The 16,288-nt window shown below is 40.2% G+C and carries 10 protein-coding genes; 8 read left to right on the plus strand and 2 right to left on the minus strand.

The window, feature by feature from the left end; translation table 11 throughout:
• The first annotated feature begins 5 nt into the window (after positions 1 to 5).
• From IKK64_02675 to gyrB, 3 genes are all read left to right on the plus strand, one after another.
• A complete protein-coding gene (locus IKK64_02675) occupies positions 6 to 3,194 on the plus strand; it encodes a hypothetical protein (protein ID MBR4118967.1) in 3,189 nt (1,062 codons plus the stop codon).
• 6 nt (positions 3,195 to 3,200) lie between these two features.
• Positions 3,201 to 4,064, plus strand: coding sequence for a hypothetical protein (locus IKK64_02680; protein MBR4118968.1), 864 nt, complete (start codon positions 3,201 to 3,203; stop codon positions 4,062 to 4,064).
• Between the two features lie 214 nt (positions 4,065 to 4,278).
• Positions 4,279 to 6,228 carry a DNA topoisomerase (ATP-hydrolyzing) subunit B gene (gene gyrB, locus IKK64_02685; GenBank protein ID MBR4118969.1) on the plus strand — a complete coding sequence of 650 codons (1,950 nt, stop codon included), beginning with the start codon at positions 4,279 to 4,281 and terminating at the stop codon, positions 6,226 to 6,228.
• 86 nt (positions 6,229 to 6,314) lie between these two features.
• Here gyrB and ade read toward each other — a convergent pair whose 3' ends face one another.
• Together ade and IKK64_02695 are read right to left on the minus strand one after the other, a co-directional pair.
• Positions 6,315 to 7,889 carry an adenine deaminase gene (gene ade, locus IKK64_02690; protein MBR4118970.1) on the minus strand — a complete coding sequence of 525 codons (1,575 nt, stop codon included), beginning with the start codon at positions 7,887 to 7,889 and terminating at the stop codon, positions 6,315 to 6,317.
• Between the two features lie 89 nt (positions 7,890 to 7,978).
• Positions 7,979 to 9,952 carry a glucosamine-6-phosphate deaminase gene (locus IKK64_02695; GenBank protein ID MBR4118971.1) on the minus strand — a complete coding sequence of 658 codons (1,974 nt, stop codon included), beginning with the start codon at positions 9,950 to 9,952 and terminating at the stop codon, positions 7,979 to 7,981.
• A 301-nt stretch (positions 9,953 to 10,253) separates the two neighbouring features.
• Between IKK64_02695 and IKK64_02700 the strand changes: the two genes are divergently transcribed.
• From IKK64_02700 to coaD, 5 genes are all read left to right on the plus strand, one after another.
• On the plus strand, positions 10,254 to 11,063 hold the full coding sequence (locus IKK64_02700; protein ID MBR4118972.1) for a glucosamine-6-phosphate deaminase: 810 nt from the start codon (positions 10,254 to 10,256) through the stop codon (positions 11,061 to 11,063).
• Positions 11,064 to 11,099: 36 nt separating this feature from the next.
• Positions 11,100 to 12,110 carry an NAD(P)-dependent oxidoreductase gene (locus tag IKK64_02705; protein MBR4118973.1) on the plus strand — a complete coding sequence of 337 codons (1,011 nt, stop codon included), beginning with the start codon at positions 11,100 to 11,102 and terminating at the stop codon, positions 12,108 to 12,110.
• A 47-nt stretch (positions 12,111 to 12,157) separates the two neighbouring features.
• Positions 12,158 to 13,723 carry an L-aspartate oxidase gene (nadB, locus tag IKK64_02710; protein ID MBR4118974.1) on the plus strand — a complete coding sequence of 522 codons (1,566 nt, stop codon included), beginning with the start codon at positions 12,158 to 12,160 and terminating at the stop codon, positions 13,721 to 13,723.
• Between the two features lie 255 nt (positions 13,724 to 13,978).
• On the plus strand, positions 13,979 to 15,847 hold the full coding sequence (locus IKK64_02715; protein MBR4118975.1) for a type IIA DNA topoisomerase subunit B: 1,869 nt from the start codon (positions 13,979 to 13,981) through the stop codon (positions 15,845 to 15,847).
• Complete coding sequence (gene coaD / locus IKK64_02720; protein ID MBR4118976.1) at positions 15,831 to 16,280, plus strand: pantetheine-phosphate adenylyltransferase; 450 nt, start codon at positions 15,831 to 15,833, stop codon at positions 16,278 to 16,280. Before IKK64_02715 ends, coaD begins: the two co-directional genes overlap by 17 nt.
• The last annotated feature ends 8 nt before the right edge of the window (positions 16,281 to 16,288 follow it).

Consider the following 16,288-nt stretch of genomic DNA (forward strand, 5'->3'; position numbering starts at 1 on the left):
ATACTATGAAAAGAGGCGTTATAGTCATACTCCTTCTCTATTTACTAATAAATACCCTCCCCATATCGGCACAAACAGGGTACGGAGGAACACCTCCGAGTTGGAATATCCCAAAATCAAAACTAAAATCACAAGAGGAGTTAAAAACAAATATAATATCCAATCCCTTCACCATTGAGCAACTCTTAGAAGATGAACTACTGAGCCAAGACCTGCCCGAAAGAGTAGGAATAAATCTTGCCACCCAACTATCACTAATTGAAGATGGCGAGTGGAGCAACATAGGGGGTGGCGAGAGAATATGCAGGCTAAAGATTGCATCACCCAAAGCAACGGCAATATCGGTATATTACACAAAGTTTAAGATACCTCAAGGGGCAAAACTCTATATATATAACGCTGACCATACCCACTTGTTAGGAGCATATACCTCACAGACCAACCCCACAGGAGGCGAGTTTGTAACCGAGTTTGTAGCCGGAGACAATCTGATATTTGAGTATGTTCCATCAACATCACAAACAGAAGCACCGCAGATTGATATTGAAAAAATATGCTACGGATATAAAAACTTAAAGGTCTCAACCTCAGAGTTAATAAGCTGTATGGTTGATATTATGTGTAGCGAGGGAGATATGTGGCAAAAAGAGAAAGACGGAGTAATAAAGATGGTAACTCCCATAGGAAACTACACATACCTATGCTCGGCAACATTTTTGAATAACACCTCAGAAGACTTTACCCCATACATATACACCGCCTTTCACTGTTTAGAGGGAGACGGAAAGGTGGCCTCCGAGACAGAATTACAGCAGACACTCTTCTATTTTAACTATGAGGCAACAGAGTGCGGGAGCAGCGAAGTAAAAGAGACAAAGGCATTAACAGGTTGTCACTTTTTAGAGGGAAAGAGTTTAAATAGTCGTGAAGGATTAGACCAAGCACTGCTATTGTTACGTTCCAGCCTTCCCACATCATTAACTCCCTATTTTAACGGATGGGATAGGGGAGTTACACCACCTAAGTCGGGAGTATCTATTCATCATCCAAAGGGAGCGGTTAAGAAAATATCAACATATATCTCGCCGGCAGTTAGTGACACTTGGCCAAGCATAGGAACAGGAGAGGGCGTAAACGGTTACTGGACAGTTGAATTTACATCCACAGCAAACGGATTTTCGGCAACCGAAGGAGGCTCATCAGGCTCACCCCTATTCAATCAGAACAAATTGGTAGTAGGCTCATTAACAGGCGGAAACTCTTCGTGTTCGCACCCCACAGGCTCAAACTATTATGGCAAGTTACAACGTTTCTGGAAATACATATCCCCCTATCTTGATCCAACCAATAGCGGAGCATTAACACTAAATGGTATTCGCAAAGGCGAAATAGTACCTGCACCAAGAGCATTAAACGCAAAACTTGTCAATGATGCAACAAAAGTAGAACTTACGTGGTTACCATTAGAAGAACAACCCTCAAACTATATAGTATATCGTAATGGCGAGATAATTGGGCACCCCACCTCAAATAGTTTTGTCGATGAGGGAGTCTATACAGGCAAGCACACCTATCAAGTGTCGGCATACTATTCTGATAGTGATTATGAGACAGCCAAAAGCAATCAAACTATCATAGCAAAGCATCCGGTAGTAACCCCCAATATAAGCAATGTAGAACGAATATCAGAAGATGATTTAGTATTAGACTGGACAATACCTCAAAGTGAACAAACAATATTCTGGGGCAATAAAAGAGCGGTGCGAAAATTAACCTTTAAGACCTCGCCCCCGCTATATTTAGGGCAAATGTGGAGTGAGTCTGACCTCTCGGGAATGGATGGTTATGTAATTAAACGAATTAAAACAAATTGCTTTCCTGATGTAAATTACACCCTTTATATCAGGCAAGGAGCAAACATATATACACAGCAACTCTCACCCTCAGCAACAGAAAATGAGACAGAGATAACACTTGACAAAGAGTTTGTTATAAATAGCAAAGAGCCACTCTATTGCATGTTAAGAGTAAACTCTGGCTCGGGATATCTGATAATGACAGACGGAGATAATATAGTAGAGGGAAAAGGAAATGTAGTATCTATAAATGGCTATGATTGGCAGAGTGCCGACACAAAAGGGAACATCTCCATAAAAGCAGTCATCTCTCCACCCTCAGCAACGTTTAAGGGGGTAGAAGATGTATCTGACTTCAACCATATCGAGGTATATTCATCACAGCCCGTAACCTTTATTCCGCCCAAAGAGTATAACCTATATCGCAATAATGAGTTGGTAGCAACACTATCGGGAAAGGTCGCAAAATATACTGACCAGAACCTTATACAGGGTAAAAACTATGAGTATAAATTAGAGGCGGTATATACCGATGGAGAGAAACTTATAAGTAGACCCTATAATTTTTATTTAAGCGACAAGAGTTACACCGCACAAATAGAGGAGTTGATGGCAAATGGAGAGATACTTGCCCCCTCAATGCGTAACCAATACAACTATGCAGTCACATGTTCAAACGATTTTGTAGATATAGAGGTTGTTGCTAAGAACAACGGAACAGTTATTATAGCAGGCGATGAGCAATCGCGTTATATAACAGATATATTGCCGGGCGGAAAATATACCGTTCCAATAACAATAATATCTGAGAGCAATGAGAGTCGTGCAGAGTATCAACTAAATATATATAAGTTACCCCACGATGTAATCATAAAACGTTGGGATGATGTACTCGCAATAGTAAATAACCCCGAGAACAACGGAGCCTTAAATTTTGTTGAATATGAGTGGTATATGAATGGCGAGAGGTTGCCCTATACAACACCCTATATATCACTGCCCAAAACAGCCAATGCCCAAGATCAGTTCTCGGTAAAGGTAAAAACAGAGGAGGGAATAGAGTTGGAAAGTTGTGAAATGAGTTTTGAACCAGCAGGAAGCAATCTAATCCTATATCCTGCAATCGTAGAGCAGGGCGGAAGCGTGACAATAAACATAACAACCCCTGAGCCATGCAATATAACCAGTACCCTTACAAATAGCACAGGACAAGTGCAACCGCTTACATTAAAAGCAGGAGATAATGTAATAGAGGCACCCCGAACATCGGGAACCTATATAGTTAATATCCAGCTCTCAAATGGAGTGAATAAGAGTCTTAAATTTATGGTAAAATAGCAATTTATGAGAAGGCGTTTATTAACATTGATGCTGCTGATATCTTTTATATCACTCCTTTCGGCTCAGAATATACGAAACAATATTACGTTGGAACTGACAGGAGGAGCATCCCCATTTGCCTATAAAACCAATCTCGGCGACAGAAAAGGTATGGCAGGAACATCGGCAGCAATAAAATATCACTATAACCTTGACTGGAATTGGAGTATAGGATTGGGAGCAGAGATAAAAATGTATCAGTCATCTGTGCGTTTCGATTCATTCTCTGATAGTTATCAAACATCGGCAAACTCTCTAATATCAGGCGGAGCAGATATAATGACATTCTCATACAGCTATAAAAACTTAGAGGAGCGACAGAGAGCATTATACATAAACATTCCAATATATGCACAATATAGGTTTGATAGTGGCGTATATCTTAGGTTAGGAGCCAAAGTGGGAGTCCCTGTAAAAAGTGGTAGCGAAATATATTTTGAACAACTCACAACAAAAGGATACTTCTCTTATGAGAATATAACATACGAAAACCTTCCACAGCATGGATTTGGAACATACTACGACACAGAGGTTGACAAAGAGTATGATATGAGAGTAAACGCCTCGATATGTGCCGAAGCGGGATGGACTTGGGAGTGGAGCGAACAATATATCCTCTATTTAGGAGTACATGGAGAGTATGGCTTGTGTAACCTATATAAACAAAAACTCCTCACGCCTCAATTACAGTACCAAAACGGAGAGTTTAACTACACACCAATATGGAGTGCCAATATAGCAGGTAACAGCGAAAGAGTACCAATCGCAGGCAACAGAGTAGGAAGTTTTGCCATAGGTTTGGTAGTGCGATATTCATTTGGCTTTTAGATATAAACAGATAAATTAGACACACAAAAAAAGATTAAATGGAGAGGTATATTTTTTGAAAATCATACCCTCTGTTTTTTTTGTAATTTTGCAATAAATTTTGTATCTTTGTAAGAGATATAAAGTGAGTCATTTTTAATAGAGAGGCAAACCTCTGTTATTAACATAACCTACATTAAGACTCATAAAACAAAGAACTTAATTTTAAACAAAAATGTCAGAAGAAAAACTTGATAACAACGAAAACTATTCGGCGAGTAGTATTCAGGTGCTTGAAGGATTAGAGGCAGTACGTAAACGCCCTGCCATGTATATTGGCGATATAAGCACAAAAGGATTGCACCACCTTGTATATGAGGTAGTGGATAACTCAATAGATGAGGCTCTTGCCGGATATGCAAGCAATATATACGTAACAATTAACGAAGACAACTCTATAACCGTTGAAGACGACGGACGTGGTATCCCTGTTGATATGCACGAGAAAGAGGGAAAATCGGCACTTGAAGTTGTATTGACAGTATTACACGCAGGAGGTAAATTTAACAAAGACTCATACAAAGTATCAGGAGGATTACATGGAGTGGGAGTATCTTGTGTTAATGCCCTATCAACATACCTAAGAGCAGAGGTGCGTCGTAATGGAAAGATACACGTACAGGAGTACTCTAAAGGACACCCACAAACCGAGGTTCAAGTTGTAGGCGATACCGATAAAACAGGAACAATAGTAACATTCTTGCCCGATGATACAATCTTCACAGATACAGTATATCAATTTCAAATATTGGCAGGTCGTTTAAGAGACTTGGCGTTTTTGAATGCAGGAATACATTTGACCTTAACAGACAAACGCGAAATAGATGCTGAAGGAAACGCAAAGTGCGAGCATTACTACTCGGCAGACGGATTAAAAGAGTTTGTTCAATATGTAGATAGTTCAAAAGAGCATCTGTTTGAAGATATAATCCATATCAACACAGAGCGTCAGGGAGTACCAGTTGAGGTTGCTATGACATACAACACCTCATACAACGAAAACCTCTTCTCGTATGTAAATAACATCAATACCATTGAGGGAGGAACACACGTAGCAGGATTCCGCAGAGCATTAACACGTACCCTCAAAAAATATGCCGAAGACTCTAAAATGTTAGAGAAGGTAAAGGTAGAGATTAGTGCAGAGGACTTCCGCGAGGGATTAACAGCCGTTATCTCTGTAAAAGTTATGGAGCCTCAATTTGAGGGACAAACAAAGACCAAACTTGGAAATAGCGAGGTTAGCGGAGCAGTAGATGTAGCAGTAGCAGAGACGTTGAGTAACTTCCTTGAGGAGAATCCAAAACAAGCAAAGATGATTGTTGATAAAGTTGTACTTGCAGCACAAGCACGTCATGCAGCACGTCACGCACGTGAATTGGTACAACGCAAATCACCCCTTTCAGGAGGCGGACTTCCCGGTAAGTTGGCAGACTGTTCAAAACGCGATCCTCAACTATGTGAGATATTCCTTGTGGAGGGAGACTCAGCGGGAGGAACAGCAAAGAGCGGACGCGACCGTAACTTTCAGGCAATCCTGCCACTACGTGGTAAAATCCTGAACGTTGAGAAAGCAATGCACCATAAAGTTCTTGAGAGTCAAGAGATACGCAACATATATACAGCATTAGGAGTAACAATAGGAACAGAAGAGGATAGCAAAGAGGCAAACATCAGCAAACTACGTTATCACAAGATTATTATCATGACCGATGCCGACGTTGACGGAAGCCACATTGCAACATTGATTATGACCTTCTTCTTCCGCCATATGCGTCCATTAATTGAGAATGGATACCTATATATAGCAACCCCACCACTATATTTGTGTAAAGCAAAAGCAGGAAAGGTGCAAGAGTATTGTTGGACCGAGATGCAACGTGAACAATTCTCTCTAAAATATAACGGAGAGATAACAACACAACGTTACAAAGGTCTTGGAGAGATGGACGCACAACAACTCTGGGAGACAACAATGGATCCGGAGAATCGTACACTTCGCCAAGTAACAATTGAGAACGCCGCTGAGGCAGACAGAATATTCTCAATGTTGATGGGAGAGGATGTACTACCACGTAAAGAGTTCATCGAGAAGAATGCAACATACGCGAATATAGATGCCTAATTGAGACTAACACAGATATATTAAACAACAAATGCGGTGTGTCAATTGACATACCGCATTTGTTTCTATTAGGGGTAAAACCTTTATTACACAAACTTAAACTTATCTACATCAAAAAGCCCCTTAGAGGTTAGTTTAAGAGCAGGAATAACCGGAAGAGACATAAATGCCAAAGTCATAAGAGGAGAGGTAAGAGAGCATCCCAGCTCTTTAATCTTGTTGTGAAGAATCATATACTCTTCCGATACCTCATCAATAGATTTGTTCGACATCAATCCCCCCACCGGAAGAGGAAGAGAGAATATCTCTTTACCATCCCAAACAGCCATACCGCCTTTCATCTCTACAATAGCATTAACAACCTTGGCTATCGACTCATTATCAGCCCCGGCAACAATAATATTGTGGCTGTCGTGACCAACCGTTGAGCCAAATGCACCACACCTTAAATTTAAACCCTCAATAAGAGCAGAGGCAGGTTTAGCCCCCTTTTCGTATCGGTTATAACAAATAATCTTATTTAATCTGTCTGTAACATCGTTAATGGAAAGGTGCTTTGTGTAGAGCGAATTCTCAACAATACCAATAATATGGTTATAGTCAGGCTCTGAAATATCCTCAATCTCTATACCCTCAGCCTCAAAACTATTTACGCACTCATCAGAGAGGAAGTATCCAAGAGCAGAAACCTTCTCACCCTTAATATACGAAGCCTCAACCTTAAAATCCGCTAAGTTGTTTACAACAATAAAATCAGCATCATCACCCTCTCTTAACAAACCAAGAGGCAAAGAGTAATGCTCAACAGCATTCAGAGTAGCCGCTCTTAATACATTATATATATTGCATCCGCTTTTAACAGCCTCTTTAACCAGTCTGTTAATGTAGCCCTTTTTAAGGTCGTAAGCCTTATAGTCATCGGTACATAAAAGCACAGAGTTAGGGTATTTATCAATAAGAGGCATAAGAGTGTCTAACGATTTAGCCGAGCTGCCCTCGCGTATCTGTATCATCATACCTTCAGCAATCTTCTCTTCCGCCTCTTTAAGAGTCACCACTTCGTGGTCAGTAGAGATACCCATCTTTACATAATGTTTAAGTCCCTCACCCGATAAACCGGGAGCGTGACCGTCAATAGGTTTGCCAACAGCCTTAGCAGCCTCCAGTTTAGCCACCACTTCGCAGTTTTTATACAATACGCCGGGAACATTCATCATTTCGCTAAGAGCAATAAATCTGTCGCTCTTTATAAGTTCAGCAGTTGTAGAGGCATCAATAACAGCACCGGCAGTATCAAAATCAACAGCAGGCACGCAAGAAGGCAGAGAGTAAAATATCCTCATAGGAGATTTATCGGCACATCTGCACATATAGTCCAACCCTTCTAATCCACACACATTAGCAATCTCGTGGGGGTCGCTGACCGATGCCAATGTCCCATGATTTAGAGCATTCCTGCCAAACTCAATAGGGTTTAGCATCGAACTCTCAATATGGCAATGCGAGTCAACAAATCCGGGCATAATAAAACATTGCGAGTTGTCTATATCGCCGTTTCCTCTCTCAATAGAAGAGATTTTTCCCTCCTTTATGGTTATTGTGGCAGGATAAACCTCTTGACGGTGAACATCAACCAAATTGCCACTTATTATATATTCCATATCTCTTTATAAATTACCTGTAACTGCAAGAGGGTGCTTCAAAACAATTTTGACACACCCTCTCTGTATATTATATAACTTTTAGTGAATTATCTAATAGGATGATATTCCACAAACGCCTCAATAGCCTCATACGAAGCCAATCCCAATTTAGAGTATAGTTCGGCAGTAGCTTTGTTTCTATCCTCGGCACGTTGCCAGAACAAACGCTCATCATTACCAAGGAATGGAGCATTCTCCATTTGCGATTGGTGTTTAAGAATTGAGTTACGTTTTTGTCTAAGTTCCTCAGGACTGATAGGCACAGCCATCTCAATGTAGTCAATATCCCACTCAGCCCAAGCACCGCGATACATCCACACTTTACAATTCTTCATCCACTCCTCATCTTTAACTTCGTCAATAGCCGCAAGAACAGCATCCAAACAAACGCGGTGAGTTCCGTGTGGGTCTGCAAGGTCACCGGCCACAAACATTTGGTCGGGCTTAACATCAAGAAGAAGTTTCTTGACAATATCAACATCTGCTCTTCCCAAAGTACCCTTTTTGATAGTACCGGTCTCATAGAAAGGAAGAGCCAAGAAGTGAACATTCTCAGGTTTAACACCAACGTACGAACATGCAGTGCGAGCCTCAGCTCTACGAATCATACCTTTCATATAACGAGCCTCAGGAATATCCATATCGCCATCCTTTTTAGCGACAACCGAAGCAGTGATAGCATCAAGACGCTCTTTAATACCGGGAGTAGCAAACTCAAACTCCTCAGCAATGCTATTCATAAGCATAACATAACGCATCATATCCTCATCGCCAACAGCAATATTTCCAGAAGTCTCATAGGCAACGTGAACATCGTGTTTCTGATTTACCAAACGTTGAAGAGTACCACCCATTGAGATAACATCATCATCGGGGTGAGGGCTGAATACGATAACCTTCTTTGGATAAGGTTTGGCTCGTTCAGGGCGATAAGTGTCATCGGCATTAGGTTTACCTCCGGGCCAACCGGTAATAGTGTGTTGAAGGTCGTTAAATATTTTTATATTAACCTCGTAAGCCGATTTATACAGAGCAAGTAACTCGCTTAATCCGTGGTCGTTATAATCTTTGTTGGTAAGTTTAAGGATGGGTTTGCCGGTAACGTGACACAACCAGACAATAGCTCTGCGAATAAGTTGGTCTGTCCACTCGCAAGAAGATACCAGCCAAGGTTTGCTGATACGAGTAAGTTTCTCGGCAGCCGCAAGGTCAACAACAAAACGAGCATGTTTTACAGTTTGCAAGAAACTAGCAGGAACAGCATCATCAACAGGTCCCTCAACAGCCTTTTTAAGACTCGAAGCAACCTCCTCGCCCCAACCAACAACAAAAGTCTCTTTTGCATTCAATAGAGTAGAGATTCCCATTGTTATAGCACTTGTAACACCCTTATCGTTAATCTGGAAAACTTTTGAAACAGTATTTTGAGAATCTTTACTCAAAAGCATTAAACGGGTAGTAGAACTCAACTGAGAACCGGGTTCATTAAACGAAAGAGCCCCGGCACGACCAAGTTCAAGAAGAGTAATATCTAAACCACCAAGTTTAGCGATAGTCTCTTCGTATTGTTTGCAAAACTCAAAAACATTATCTGAAGCCTCAGGAGAGAATACATTCTCGGGGTTAATATCAACTTTGTCAATAAATATCTCTTTTAAGATGCTCAAAGAACTCTTTTCACCCTCAATGGCAGGATAAAACTCTGCAACGTTAAAAATAATAGTCTCAGCAAAACTAAAGCCATTAGCTTTGTGCATCTCCACCAATTCGTTATAAACCGAGTGAGTACCTAATCCCCAACCAAGAGCCATAACGCATTTGCGGTTTTCAGCATTACATTTTTCAATAATAGCGGCAATCTTTCTTGCCACGTGAGCAGCACCACCATCGACACTCTCAAATACCTCGGTATAAACCTTCTCAAATCTTGTTAAAGCGGTAAGTTCAAGAACATTATCAGGAGCATAATATCTCTTGGGAACTCTATCCAATTTAATTTGAGAACTTAAATTTGTTTTCATAATTAAAAATTTTAGTAATAGTTTTATCAATATAATTTGCCACATCGTGCAACAAACAAAATTATATTTTAAAAAAATTAATTCAAAACTTTTTTGAAATAAAATTAATTAAAAGGATTAAAAAAATGAGAAATAAAAAATTTAATCTAAAATTAAAAAAATAGTGTATAAAATATCCCTCTCTTTAAGATTTTAATTTATACCTTTGTAAGTCAAGTGTACTTAACTTAGGCAAAGAAGTACGTAAAAGATTGAAGATAGATAAAACATAATATTAACAACCATAAAAAATTAAACAATTATGAGACTTATTATTCAACCCGATTACGCAAACGTATCGCAATGGGCAGCAAACTATGTAGCATCACGTATTAACGCATTTGCTCCAACAGAGGAGAAACCATTTATTTTAGGATTACCAACAGGATCATCACCTCTTGGAATGTACAAAGCACTTATTGAGTTGAACAAAAAAGGAGTAGTATCATTCAAGAATGTAATAACATTCAATATGGATGAGTATATAGGATTACCAAAAGAGCACCCACAAAGTTACCACTCATTTATGTGGAACAACTTCTTCAATCACATTGACATTAAACCGGAGAATGTAAACATTCTTAACGGAAATGCCGAAGATCCCGAAGCAGAGTGCAAAGCATACGAAGAGAAGATAGCAAAATTAGGAGGAATTGACCTATTCTTAGGAGGTATCGGACCTGATGGACACATTGCATTCAACGAGCCGGGCTCATCATTAACATCACGCACAAGAATTAAAACTCTTACAACAGATACAATCATTGCAAACTCTCGATTCTTTGACAACGATGTAAACAAAGTACCTAAAACAGCATTAACAGTAGGAGTAGGAACAATTATGTCGGCAAAAAGCGTTTTGATTATTGTAAACGGACACAACAAAGCACGTGCCCTTAAACATGGAGTAGAGGGAAGCGTATCTCAAATGTGGACAATCAGTGCATTGCAACAACACGAAAAGAGCATCATAGTTTGTGACGAAGATGCAACAGCTGAGATAACAGTAGGAACATACAAATATTTCAAAGATATTGAAAAAGATAATCTAAATCCAGACTCTTTATTATAAGATAATAGAAAAGAAAATAGAATAGTTTTAACCCGTATAATGAGAAAAAAGATATTAATAACAGGAGCAGGAGGTTTTATAGGGAGTTATTTAGTAGAGGAGGCCCTAAAACAAGGATTTGAGGTTTACGCAGGAGTACGAGCCTCAACAAACCTTGAATATCTGCAAGATGAAAGAATAAATTTCATAACCCTGAATTTTGCAGATAAGGGACAACTTACAAAAGAGGTGGAGGCGTTCGTTCAAGCAAATGGGAAATGGGACTATATTGTTCACAATATGGGCATAACAAAAACATTAGACCATTTTATGTTTGACAAAATAAACTTCACATATCTCAAAACATTTGTTGACACTCTGATAGCAACCAATAACGTACCTGAGAAGTTTGTCTATATGAGTAGCCTGAGTGCTTGGCGTTCCGACACAAAAGAGTTATATCATATCGATGACAAGGAGCACCCCTATCCCTCTTCGGCATACGGAAGAAGTAAATTCAGAGGAGAGCTCTATTTACGCTCTCTAAAGAATTTCCCCTTTGTAGCAATGCGTCCCACAGGAGTGTACGGACCACGAGAGAAGGACTATTTTGAGATGATAAAACTCATAAAATGCGGGTTAGACATAACAGTAGGATTTGAACAACAATATCTAACATTTATATATGTAAAAGATTTGGTAAAAGCAGTATTCCTCGCCCTCGAAAAAGGACGCGATGGCGAGGGATACTTCCTGACCGACGATGTAGAGTATTACACACAAAAAGATTTCAGAAAGTTAGTCTCAAAAGCACTTGGAAAGAAATTTGTATTGCCCATAACAGTACCATTAGGGCTGGTCAGGATGGTGTGTAATATGAGCGAAAAATTTGCAAATAGCAAAAAAGTACCTGTATTAAACAGAGATAAATATCAAATACTAAAACAGAGAAACTGGACCTGCGACACATCAAAAGCCAAAACCGATCTTGGCTACGCAGCCGATTACAACCTTGAAAAAGGAATAAATGAGTGCATAGCGTGGTATAAAGAGAATGGCTGGTTATAGTAATCAGGAAAAAGATTACATAAAGTTGCCGCATAAAAAATGCTTTTATGGTTAGCAAATATGATTTTTTGGTAATAGGTTCTGGAATAGCCGGAATGAGTTTTGCCTTAAAAGTAGCAGAAAAAGGCAGGGTAGGAATAATATGTAAAACAGGCATCGAGGAGGCAAACACCTTTTATGCACAAGGAGGAATAGCATCGGTAACAAAACCCACCGACAACTTTGAGAAACATATTGAAGACACCCTAATTTGTGGAGGAGGATTGTGTAACCGCCAAGCAGTAGAAAAAGTAGTCAGAGAGGCTCCTGCTCAAATTGAGGAGTTAGTAAATTGGGGAGTAAATTTTGACCGGGATGAAAAGGGCGGCTTTGACCTTCATCGCGAAGGAGGACACTCAGAGTTTCGTATACTTCATCACAGAGACAACACAGGACAAGAGATACAAGACAGCCTCATAAGAGCAATAAAACGTCACCCAAAAATAGAACTCTTTGAGAACCATTTTGCAGTAGAGTTGATAACCCAACACCATTTAGGGCAAGAGGTAACACGTCAAACCCCCGATATAACCTGCTATGGCGTATATGTACTTGACCAAAAGAGTGGAAAAGTAAAAACATTCCTGTCAAAAACAACCATAATAGCAACAGGAGGAGTTGGAAACGTATATAAAACCACCACCAACCCAACAGTAGCAACAGGCGATGGAATAGCAATGGTATATCGTGCCAAGGGCGAGGTACAAGATATGGAGTTTATCCAATTTCACCCCACAGCACTATATAACCCCGGTGAGCGTCCAAGTTTCTTGATAACCGAGGCAATGCGCGGATATGGCGGAGTATTGCGAACAAAAGATGGCAAGGAGTTTATGCAAAAGTATGATGAACGCAAATCACTTGCCCCACGCGATATAGTAGCCCGAGCAATAGATAACGAGATGAAGATGCGAGGAGAAGATTGCGTATATCTCGATGTAACCCACAAAGATGCACAAGAGACACGCGAACACTTCCCCAACATATACAGCAAGTGTCTGTCATTAGGAATAGACATCACAAAAGATTATATCCCCGTAGCACCGGCGGCACACTACCTATGCGGAGGAATAAAAGTAGATTTGAATGCCTGTTCATCAATAAAAAATCTATATGCCTTTGGCGAATGTGCATGCACAGGACTGCATGGAGGAAATCGTTTAGCATCAAACTCACTCATCGAGGCAGTAGTATATGCCGATGCAGCAGCACGTCATGCCACAGAAGCAATAAAAAACATCACACTTCGAGAGGATATACCTGATTGGAACGATGAAGGAACAACCCAACCAGAGGAGATGGTATTGATAACCCAGAGCCTAAGAGAAGTAGAGCAACTAATGTCGGCATACGTTGGCATAGTGCGTTCCGACTTACGTCTGCAAAGAGCATTAGACCGATTGAACATCCTATACAAAGAGACCGAGAACCTGTTCCAACGATCAGTAGTAACAAGTCAAATATGCGAGTTACGCAATATCATAAACGTAGGATACCTTATAATTAAACAAGCAATGGCTCGTAAAGAGAGCGTAGGATTACACTATACCATAGACTATCCGCCAAAGGGATAGTTATCAGTAGTTAGTTAACGAACATACGTTCGTTGAATCAGCTCACGCCCGGCAAAATTTAAGAAAACTTATTTTGCCCTCGCTTAATAGCAGAATAGTCGGCCATCAGTTATTAGTTACTAAAATGAATTAACAATAATGGGGTGCATAAAAAATGCACCTCTTTGTTGTTATTTTATAAAATAAATCCCTTTCAAAACCAAACAATTCGCTAAAAATTTGTATCTTCGCAGTTAAGCAAATTTTATACCCACTATGGCAGAAGAAAACGAAATCAAAAAGCAAGAAGTCAGTTACGATGGAGAAGATATTAAAACTCTCGATTGGAAAGAGCATATACGCCTGAGACCGGGAATGTATATCGGAAAGTTGGGCGATGGCTCACACTCCGATGACGGAATATATGTACTTCTAAAAGAGGTAATGGATAATGCCATAGATGAGTATATGATGGGCTTCGGTACTCAGATAGAGGTGAACATCACTGAAAACCGCGTTGAAGTTCGCGACTATGGTCGAGGCGTTCCCCTTGATAAGGTAAAAGATGTATCATCAAAGATGAATACAGGAGCAAAATATGACTCAAAAGCCTTCAAAAAATCGGTAGGATTAAACGGAGTAGGTATAAAAGCAGTAAACGCACTATCAACAAACTTCAGAATAGTAGCTTATCGCGATGGAGAATGCAAAGAGGTAGCCTATGAAAAAGGCTCAGTAGTAGTTGATGCACCAATAGTCCCCACAACCGAGAAGAACGGAACATTAGTACAGTTTACTCCCGACAATGATGCCAAGATATTCGGCAACTACACATTTAACGAAGAGTATGTAGAGAACCTTCTGAAGAACTACTCATATCTAAACAGCGGACTATCAATATATTTGAACGGACGTAAGTTCTACTCAAAAGGAGGACTGTTAGACCTTTTGAACGACAAGATGACAGCCGAGCCACTATATCCCATAATACACCTCAAGGGCGATGATATAGAGGTTGTGATAACACACTGCGACCAATATGGCGAGGAGTACTACTCATTTGTAAACGGACAACACACAACACAAGGAGGAACACACCTGTCGGCATTCCGCGAAGCAGCAACACGCACCATAAAAGAGTTCTTCAATAAAAACTTTGAGTTCTCAGATATTCGCAACGGAATGGTGGCGGCGGTGAGCATAAAAGTAGAAGAGCCGGTATTTGAATCGCAAACAAAAACAAAGTTAGGCTCAAAAGATATGGGACCTGACGGGCCAACAATAGGAAAGTTCCTGAACGACTTCTTGAAGAAAGAGTTGGATAACTACCTTCACCGACAAACCGAAACAGCCGAACTGATGCTAAAAAAAGTACAAGAGTCGGAGAAGGAGCGTAAGGCCATAGCAGGAGTAACAAAGTTAGCCAGAGAGCGATCTAAGAAAGCCAATCTGCACAATAAAAAACTAAGAGACTGTCGTATCCATTTAAGCGATACAAAAGGTGAAGATCGCGAAAAATCAACACTTTTCATAACAGAGGGAGACTCAGCATCAGGCTCAATAACAAAGAGTCGTGACGCACTAACTCAGGCAGTATTCAGTTTGCGAGGAAAACCCCTGAACTCATACGGACTAACCCGAAAAGTAGTATATGAGAACGAGGAGTTTAACCTGCTACAAGCAGCCCTCGATATAGAGGACGGACTTGAAGGCTTACGTTACAACAGAATAGTAATAGCAACCGATGCCGATGTTGACGGAATGCACATAAGAATGTTGCTATTAACATTCTTCTTGCAGTACTTCCCCGAACTTGTAAAGAAAGGACACGTATATATATTGCAAACACCACTCTTCAGAGTACGAAACAAAAAAGAGACATATTACTGCTACACCGAAGAGGAGCGATTGGCAGCAATGGAGAAGGTAGGAGCACACCCCGAGATAACCCGATTTAAAGGACTTGGAGAAATCTCAGCCTCAGAGTTTGCAACCTTTATAGGACCCGATATGAGGCTCGATCCAGTAACCCTGAACAAACAAGACTCAGTATCAGAAATGTTAGAGTTCTACATGGGTAAGAACACAATGGAGCGTCAGAATTTTATCATAGATAACTTGGTAACAGATGAAGAACTCTCATAAGACACTACTCTTTCCCGGAAGTTTTGATCCCTTTACCATAGGGCACAAATGGGTAGTAGACAAATCCTTAGAGATAGCAGATAAGGTAGTAGTGGCAATAGGTGTAAACGAGAATAAAAAAAGAACATTTGCCGTTGAAGATGTAGCGGAGAAGATAAAAAAAACTTATGCACAAAATCCACGTGTTGAGGTAGTCACATATAAAGGCTTAACCATTGACATAGCAAAAGAGGTAGGAGCCGCAGCAATAGTCAGGGGAGTACGCTCAACCATCGATTTTGAGTATGAGAAGAACATAGCCGACATCAATCGCGAGTTGTCGGGCATAGAGACCATACTCCTGTTTACCCACCCAACACTATCGCACGTAAGTTCATCAGTGGTACGCGAATTAAACCATTTCGGGTACGACATATCAAAATATATACCATAACAAAACAA

Source organism: Bacteroidales bacterium (assembly GCA_017521245.1).
Lineage (GTDB): Bacteria > Bacteroidota > Bacteroidia > Bacteroidales > G3-4614 > Caccoplasma_A.